Here is a 6,629-nt window from a genome sequence, read left to right on the forward strand (position 1 = left end):
ATCCATGAGGCAACCATGAACCATCCCACCTCAATGCACCCCGCCCCCGTGATCGAGTCCTTGCTGCAGGCGCTCGGCAATCAGGTAGTCCAATTGCCCGACGACTACGGTCATCGCATGCACGCAGACTCCAGCCGCATGCCTTGTGCCACACCATTGGCTTTGCTCCGCCCCACCACCACGGATCAGGTGGCCGTGGCCTTGCGCATCTGTCACCAGCACAAACAAGCTGTCGTGACGCAGGGCGGTTTGACCGGCCTGTCCGGTGGCGCTTGCCTTCGTGAAGGGGAGATCGCCTTGAGCCTGGAACGCATGCGCGGCATTGAGGCCATCGACAGGGCGTCTGCCACCATGACGGTGCTGGCAGGAACCCCCTTGCAGACGATCCAGGAAGCGGCGGAAGCGGCGGGTTTTTTGTTTCCGCTTGACCTCGGGGCCCGCGGCAGTTGCACGATTGGCGGCAATCTGGCCACCAACGCGGGTGGCAATCGGGTGATCAGGTACGGCATGGCCCGCGATCAGGTTCTGGATCTGGAGGTGGTCCTGGCGGATGGCCAGACCGTGGGCGGACGGCATCGCATGATCAAAAACAACACGGGTTATGACCTGCGCCATCTCTTCATCGGCAGCGAGGGCACTCTGGGGGTCATCACCCGCGCCGTCTTGAGGCTTCGGCCCAGGCCAACCACGGTCTGCACTGCGTTTTGTGGGCTGCCCAGCTTTGCTGCAGTGATCGAATTTCTGCACCTGGCGCAGGCCGAACTTCCGTCAGGCGTGTCCGCTTTTGAGGTGATGTGGCCCGGTTACTACGACTTCGTGCTGGATCGACTGCCCGAATTGCGCACCCCCCTGCAGCAGCGTCACGCCTACTACGTGCTGCTGGAAAGCACCGGGGCCGGGCCGGGTCAAGACGAGGCGTTTGAGCAATGCCTGGGGGGATGTTTGGAGCGCGGGGTATTGCAAGACGCTGCTTTGGCGTCATCGCACACAGATGCACAGGCGTTCTGGGCGATCCGAGATGCGCCCGGTGAGTACCAGCGCCTGCTGCCGGGACGCGTGTCCTTTGATGTGAGTTTCGCGATCGCCGACATCGAGGCGGCCGTTGAACGCTTCAAGACCGCCTTGGCCGCCCGCTGGCCGCAGGCGACGGTGCTGATTTACGGTCACCTGGGTGACGGCAACATCCATCTGGTGGTGCAAGAGCCCAACTGGCCTGCAGGAACCACCGCGCTGGTTCAAGGCGTGGTGTATGGCATCGTAGGCGACATGGGGGGCTCGGTTTCGGCAGAGCATGGGATCGGCCTGAAGCGCAAGCACGTGCTGGGGCTGACGCGCTCCGCCGCTGATCTGAACGTCATGAAAGCCATCAAACGGGCGCTGGATCCAGAAAACCTTCTGAACCCAGGTAAGCTGTTGGACTTGTGACACCCTGCTCGCCTCCCGGGTGAGCCAGACCAGCTGCTTACCTATGGCGACCGAGAACATTCTGACCGTGATCGAGCGGATCCGGCCCACCCTCAAGCGAGGCAGTCTGCAAGTGGCCCAGGCCATCCTGCAGGATCCTGCTTCAATCGCCCAGGCCAGTTTGGCCGATCTCAGCGTCCGTGCCGGGGTGAGTGAACCAACGGTGCTGCGGTTCTGCGCCACCGTTGGCTGTGAAGGCTTCACCCAACTCAAGCTCCGCGTGGTGCAGGGGCTGGCCTTCGGAGCACCCCTGGCGCATTCGGAATTGCGCGAAGAAGACACGCCGCAAACTGTGGCCGTCAAGATCTTTGACCACACCATCACCAGCCTGGACTGGACCCGCAAGAAAATTGACCCCCGTGCAATTGCCGAAGCCGTGGATTTGTTGGCGAACGCAAAACGCATCGAATTCTTCGGTTTCGGGGCCTCGGGAATCGTGGCCCTGGATGCGCAACAGAAATTTCCCCTTTTTGGGGTTCCATGTGTCGCACACCAGGACTCGCACCAGCAGCTCATCGCGGCATCCATGCTGGGCCCTGGAGACGCCGTGGTGGCCATCACGAACACCGGCACCACCCGATCACTCATTGAGGTGGTGCGCACCGCTCGAGAACGCGGTGCTTCGATCACGGTCGTCACCGGCTCCGACAGCCCGATCGCCCGCTATGCCGATGTCACCATCGTGGCCGAAACGCTGGAGAACACCAACATCTACACGCCCACCATCTCGCGGTTGGCAGCCCTCGTGGTGATGGACATCCTTGCCATCAGCGTCGCCATCCGACGTGGTGCCAATCACCTTCGCGACGTGCAGGAGATGAAGAAGCACCTCACCGAAGTGCGCACATCAGGGGTCATCTGAGCCCGCGCACGCAGGCCGATCACAATCGGTCTCAAGACGGGGCAAGAAGTTCAGGCGCAGCCTGTCACTGCCCAATTTTTAAGCAGCTCAAAGCAAGCCTTTTAAAATCAACGGCTTAGCACTTCTTTGCAGGCTGTGGGCACGGCTTGTCCACAGCTTTGTCCAGGGTTTGCAGGGAGAAGTCGGCATCGGGCAGGGCTGGCATGTCCGCCGCGGTCCGCCTCGTCATCGCCATCGCCCGGCACATTCAGCGCCGGCAGGTGAAACAAAGCCCAACGGGCACCGCAACACCCACCTGCTCTGCTTCCAAGCCCACTCTGCAATGAATCAATTGAGTGCCTGGGACAGCGCAGACAGAAAATCGCCCAGTTCGCTGGCCCTGGGCTCCATGTGCTCGATCGGGATGGTGCCGGCATAGACGCCGCCATACCAAACATGACAACCCGTGATGCCCACCCATGCAGGAGCGCCAGCGTGGTCGAAGATCGCCGACTCGACGCTGTCGTGGTGGGTCGGCTCAGCGACCTCGACATCCCCCTTCGTGAGCCTGGCCAGAAACCGGCCCGGTGCCTCCTGGTGGATAGAAAGTGTGAGGAGGCTGCTCATTCGCGTGCGGCATGACCAAGCGCTTTGGCCGCAGCGGCCCTGACCTCCAATCCCCGGTTTGGGCTGGTCAAAACTCTGATCAACGCGGCTCGCGCGTCAAAGCCGCCTGCGTAGCCCAGTCCTTCTGCCGCCGCTGCTTTCATGGCAGCGCCCGAGCTCAAAGACTCGAGTATCGAAATCAACAGTTGCACCGCTTCCTGTGGAGTGGCCATGAATTCCCCCTGATATTTTTTGATACATCATAGCCACATGAGACTTAAATTGTCATAAAACGGGCATTCCGGATCAGCGCCGGAGAGAAAGGCTTCAAGATGAACTTTGGCATTCTGGTTTTCGACGACGTGGAAGAGCTCGACTTTGTCGGCCCTTGGGAGATGCTCACCATGTGGAGCAAGGTGGCCGAAGGCCCCGCACGGGGCCTGATCGTGGCGCAGAACGCCGGACCGGTGCGCTGCGCCAAGGGCCTGTCGATCAACCCACAGGTGTCTTTTGCCGAGTGCCCACCGCTCGACTACTTGCTGGTGCCCGGTGGCCAGGGCACGCGCCGTGAGGTGAACAACCCGGTGCTGCTCGAATTTGTGGCAGCGCAGGCCCGCAACACCCGGGCCATGCTGTCGGTCTGCACCGGCTCGTTCGTGCTGCATGCTGCTGGCCTGTTGTCGGGCAAAAAGGCCACCACCCACTGGGCTTCGCTGGACCGCCTGCGGGCCCTGGGCGATGTCACCGTGCTGGAGGAGCGCTGGGTGCAGGACGGCACGGTTTGGACCTCATCAGGGGTGTCGGCCGGGATCGACCTGATGCTGGCCTTCATCGCCAGCACGGCGGGCGACGAGGTAGCCGGTCAGGTGCAGTTGGCCGCAGAGTATTACCCGGCCAGCGTGCGTTACGGCAGTGCCGAACTGCAGGCCCGGGGACCGGCCTATCTGCGCCCCGTGACCTGATGGCCTGGTGACAGGCTCAGTGACGGCTGCGGGCGTCCAGGCTCCAGCCGCCGGCTCCCTGGGCGGCCAGCACCAGCAGCCCACCCACCACGGCGATGTTCTTGAAGAACAGCAACTGGGTCACGTAGGCCTGCTCGGGCGCCACGCTCCAGAACGGATGGAAAAAGAAGCTTGCGGCCAAAGTGAACAGGCCCAGCACCAGGGCAGCCCAGCGGGTATGCCAGCCGGCCAGCAAGGCCAGGCTGCCCAGGATCTCGACCGTCAGCGCCATCGCAGCGCCCACGCTGGGCAGGGGCAGGCCTGCTGAGCTGATGTACCCCACGGTGCCAGCAAAGCCGGTGAGCTTGCCGATGCCGGCCGGCAGGAACAGCACGGCAAACAACACACGGCCAGTCAGGTTGAGGGCGTTGTGAAGCGGGGTTTGATCAACGGTGGTGCGGGACATGGTGATTCTCCTGAAAAGGTTGGCATCAATGGCTGGGCACGTGGCCTTCAGCAGCCTGCCGCCGGGGGCCCCCTGATGGGGGTTTGCACCTGCGACAGGGCTGAACTTTATTGGCTACTCATCCAGAGATAAACCATGTTTCAGCCAACGATTTGTCTCCGATACAGAGTCAATGAAACACCGCCCCGGATGCGGATTGGCGGCCTGCGCTTCGCATCGTTCCATTGCAATTCAGAACGTCAATGCAATGCCCCTTCTCACCCATGGCCTTTGAGCCAAGTTGTCAGACAAATATTATCTAATGTCCGGATTAGTTACAAAAACGCATATGAGGGAGGACGGCACCATGGGCTTCGTTCAATTCAACCAAATCAGAGTGGCCACACGACTGGCGCTGGGCTTTGGCATGCTGCTGGTCAGCCTGGTTCTGGTGGGGGCGCTGGCCCTGAGCAAGTTCTCATTGCTGACCTCGCAGCTGGACACCTTGATCCAAAACCGGATGGTCAAGCTGACCCAGATGACCGAGCTGAAAGACCACCTGCAGTCAATCGCCCGCATCACCCGTACCGTGGCGCTGATTGAGGATGTGAAAGAGGCGCAGGCGCAGGCCGACAAAATCCTGCCCTTGCGGGCACGCAGCCTGGAGTTGCTGGCCCAGCTCGACAAGAGCCTGATGATGTCCAAGAGCATTGAACTGCTGAAGATCATCCAGAACAACCGCGAAACCTACGACGCCGACATCGATGCCGCCATCAAGCTGGGCCTGACCGGCAAGCCTGAAGACGCCAAGGCCGCCACCGAGATCCTGCTGACCAAGGTGGCCCCCCGCCAGGACATGATCTTCAAGGCCCTGGACGACTCGGTGGCCGTCCAGCGCGAGCTGTCGCAGGCCGCAGGCGCCGACGCCAAGGCCGCCGTGGCCTCCGGCGTAACCTGGGTTTTGAGCATCATGGGCCTTGCCATCGTTCTGGGCATCGGGCTGGCCTGGTCGATTGCGCGCAGCATCACCCGGGCCTTGGGGGCCGAACCCGACGAGGTGTCGCACGCCGTGGCACGGGTGGCCGACGGGGACCTGAGCCTGCACGTCAAGCTGCGGCCTGGCGACACCGACAGCATCATGGCGGCCGTGCAGCGCATGCAGACCAGCCTGGTGGGGGTCGTGAGCACGGTGCGCCAGGGCAGCGAAGCCGTGGCTGCCGCCAGCGCCCAGATCGCCTCGGGCAACCGCGACCTGTCGGGTCGCACCGAAGAGCAGGCCAGCGCCCTCGAAGAGACCGCCGCCTCAATGGAGGAGCTGGGCTCCACCGTGACCCACAACGCCGAGAACGCGCGCCAGGCCAATCAGTTGGCCCAGGCTGCAGCCGGCGTGGCCGGCCAGGGCGGGGCCGTGGTGGCCGAGGTGGTGGACACCATGAAGGGCATCAACGACAGCTCGCGCAAGATTGCCGACATCATCGGCGTGATCGATGGCATTGCCTTCCAAACCAACATCCTGGCCCTGAATGCCGCGGTGGAAGCCGCTCGGGCCGGCGAGCAAGGCCGCGGCTTTGCCGTGGTGGCCGGTGAGGTGCGCACCTTGGCCGGGCGCAGCGCCGAGGCCTCGAAAGAGATCCGGCGCCTGATCCAGGACAGCGTCGAGCGCGTGGAATCGGGCTCGGCCCTGGTCGATCGGGCCGGCGCCACCATGAGCGAGGTGGTCAACAGCATCCAGCGCGTGAGCGACATCATGGCTGAGATCTCCGCCGGCAGCGCCGAACAGGCCCAGGGGGTGAACCAGATCGGCGAGGCCGTCACCCAGATGGATCAGACCACGCAGCAAAATGCCGCGTTGGTGGAAGAGATGTCGGCCGCTGCCGACAGCCTGCGCGGCCAGGCCAACGACCTGGTGCAGGCCGTGGCGGTGTTCAAGCTGGCGGCCGGCAGTGGCGCCGCACCAGCGCGCCCGCCTGCCCCACCACGGGCGCGGGTGACCTCGTCAGCCCCACAAGCCCTGGGTCAGCGCCCCGCTGTGAAACAGATGGCCAGTTCGGCCAAGGGCCAGGGCGTTGTCAAACCCGAGGTCTTGGCCATCGCCCCCAAGGCTTCAAGCGGCCGCCCCGCGCCAGCAGACGACAGTTGGGAGAGCTTCTGAGTCACGCGGCGCAGGTCTTCATAGCGCCGCGATCAACTCAGGCACGGCCGCAAACAGGTCGGCCTCCAGGCCATAGTCGGCCACGCTGAAGATCGGCGCCTCGGGGTCCTTGTTGATCGCCACGATCACCTTGCTGTCCTTCATCCCCGCCAGGTGCTGGATCGCGCCACTGATGCCGCA

General features: G+C 63.3%; 7 protein-coding genes and 1 pseudogene. 4 read left to right on the forward strand and 4 right to left on the reverse strand.

The genetic code is table 11. From position 1 onward, the window contains the following. Nucleotides 1-15 precede the first annotated feature (15 nt). Together AC07PT_RS23790 and AC07PT_RS23795 are read left to right on the forward strand one after the other, a co-directional pair. Nucleotides 16-1,425 (forward strand): FAD-binding oxidoreductase, encoded by a 1,410-nt coding sequence (locus AC07PT_RS23790; protein WP_494658347.1) that lies wholly within the window; start codon nt 16-18, stop codon nt 1,423-1,425. A gap of 43 nt (nt 1,426-1,468) precedes the next feature. Next, entirely contained in the window at nt 1,469-2,326 is an 858-nt protein-coding gene (locus AC07PT_RS23795; protein ID WP_494658348.1) for an SIS domain-containing protein, read from the forward strand. A 327-nt stretch (nt 2,327-2,653) separates the two neighbouring features. On the opposite strand, the gene AC07PT_RS23800 is transcribed toward AC07PT_RS23795, so the two are convergent. Both AC07PT_RS23800 and AC07PT_RS23805 read right to left on the reverse strand, forming a co-directional pair. After that, the gene (locus tag AC07PT_RS23800; protein WP_494658349.1) at nt 2,654-2,932 is read right to left on the reverse strand and encodes a hypothetical protein; all 279 of its coding nucleotides are present in this window, start codon (nt 2,930-2,932) and stop codon (nt 2,654-2,656) included. Next, nucleotides 2,929-3,144 carry a HEAT repeat domain-containing protein gene (locus AC07PT_RS23805; protein WP_492346149.1) on the reverse strand — a complete coding sequence of 72 codons (216 nt, stop codon included), beginning with the start codon at nt 3,142-3,144 and terminating at the stop codon, nt 2,929-2,931. Before AC07PT_RS23805 ends, AC07PT_RS23800 begins: the two co-directional genes overlap by 4 nt. 99 nt (nt 3,145-3,243) lie before the next feature. Between AC07PT_RS23805 and AC07PT_RS23810 the strand changes: the two genes are divergently transcribed. Next, nucleotides 3,244-3,873 (forward strand): DJ-1/PfpI family protein, encoded by a 630-nt coding sequence (locus AC07PT_RS23810; RefSeq protein WP_494658350.1) that lies wholly within the window; start codon nt 3,244-3,246, stop codon nt 3,871-3,873. 16 nt (nt 3,874-3,889) lie between these two features. Here AC07PT_RS23810 and AC07PT_RS23815 read toward each other — a convergent pair whose 3' ends face one another. Next, nucleotides 3,890-4,318 carry a DoxX family protein gene (locus AC07PT_RS23815; protein WP_494658351.1) on the reverse strand — a complete coding sequence of 143 codons (429 nt, stop codon included), beginning with the start codon at nt 4,316-4,318 and terminating at the stop codon, nt 3,890-3,892. Between the two features lie 346 nt (nt 4,319-4,664). On the opposite strand from AC07PT_RS23815, the gene AC07PT_RS23820 reads away from it, so the two are divergent. Next, complete coding sequence (locus AC07PT_RS23820; RefSeq protein ID WP_494658352.1) at nt 4,665-6,449, forward strand: methyl-accepting chemotaxis protein; 1,785 nt, start codon at nt 4,665-4,667, stop codon at nt 6,447-6,449. 18 nt (nt 6,450-6,467) lie between these two features. Here the strand turns inward: AC07PT_RS23820 and AC07PT_RS23825 are convergent. Next, a pseudogene (locus tag AC07PT_RS23825) lies at nt 6,468-6,629 on the reverse strand (electron transfer flavoprotein subunit alpha/FixB family protein); the annotation flags it as partial.

This window comes from Curvibacter sp. GW821-FHT09D12 (assembly GCF_059416245.1).